The organism is Agaribacter flavus (assembly GCF_042646125.1).
Lineage (GTDB): Bacteria > Pseudomonadota > Gammaproteobacteria > Enterobacterales > Alteromonadaceae > Glaciecola > Glaciecola flavus.
The window spans coordinates 1-943 of the sequence record NZ_JBHRSW010000051.1; the positions used below are offsets into that span (position 1 = coordinate 1).

1 protein-coding gene is annotated in these 943 nt (G+C 41.1%); it reads right to left on the reverse strand.

Going from position 1 to position 943, the window contains the following annotated elements; genetic code table 11:
• Window positions 1–17 precede the first annotated feature (17 nt).
• Window positions 18–943, reverse strand: a 926-nt coding sequence (locus ACFOHL_RS17520; protein WP_376921542.1) for an IS4 family transposase, incomplete at its 5' end; no start/stop codon positions are given.

Genomic DNA, 943 nt, shown 5'->3' on the forward strand with positions numbered 1-943 from the left:
TGACAGCTGTCTCTTGATCACATCTCATTTAGTTGAGATTGCATAAAAACAGCCCCATCAAGCATTTGGGTTAACGAAAACCAACCCTTGTATAAGGAATCCCAGCCAACAATTCCGGTTCGTTTGCTATCGTACCACCCACCTAGTTTGGCAAGCGCATAATACGCCCAATGGAGTGAAGGAGGCCTTGTTGGTACCTTTTTATTTTCTGCCTTTGCCCATAATATTTTCCATTCAAGAGCGCTGAAATATTGTTCGCAACTTGTTGACTTTGCTTTATCTCTGTCTCCAATAAGCTCTCTTAGTTGGAGAAGCCTCACTGCAATGAACGCTGTAATCACAATGATTTTTTCGAGATTATTGCGCGTCTGCATGCGAAATGACTCAACTTGTGTACCTGCTGATTTCCATGCTTTATGAAACTCTTCGACGCGCCATCTTAGTTCGTAAAATCGGACTATACTCAATGCATCATATGCATTGTTTACTGGCTCACTTGTGTACAACTTCCACGATAATGGACTTGTGCCATTTGGTGGGTTTATTTCATTGCAGCTGATTACAAATAAACTTTTGCCTCCAAGTTTTTTGTGTTTTTTAGGCGGATAAAGCGTGATACTCGCAAAGCGAACGGCTACTTTTGCAACCCGCGCTTTTCGACCACCCTTTTGGTGTATATGAACTGAGTATGAGACTATACTGGATTGACTCTCAATGTAGGGAGTTAGCTTTTCACCTTTGGCATTAACTGCTCGTTCATGCTTTGCTCTCACTACAAAGCGCTGGTTATGTGTTGTTTTGTAGTCAATATACTCAAATATGTCGGATTCACGGTCACAAACGGTGATGATTTTTTCCATCACACCTGAAAATCGATTATTCATTTCTTCGGACGAACGTTGCCATTTGTAACTTTCTTTCGTCTCATATTTTCGTCGTTTTC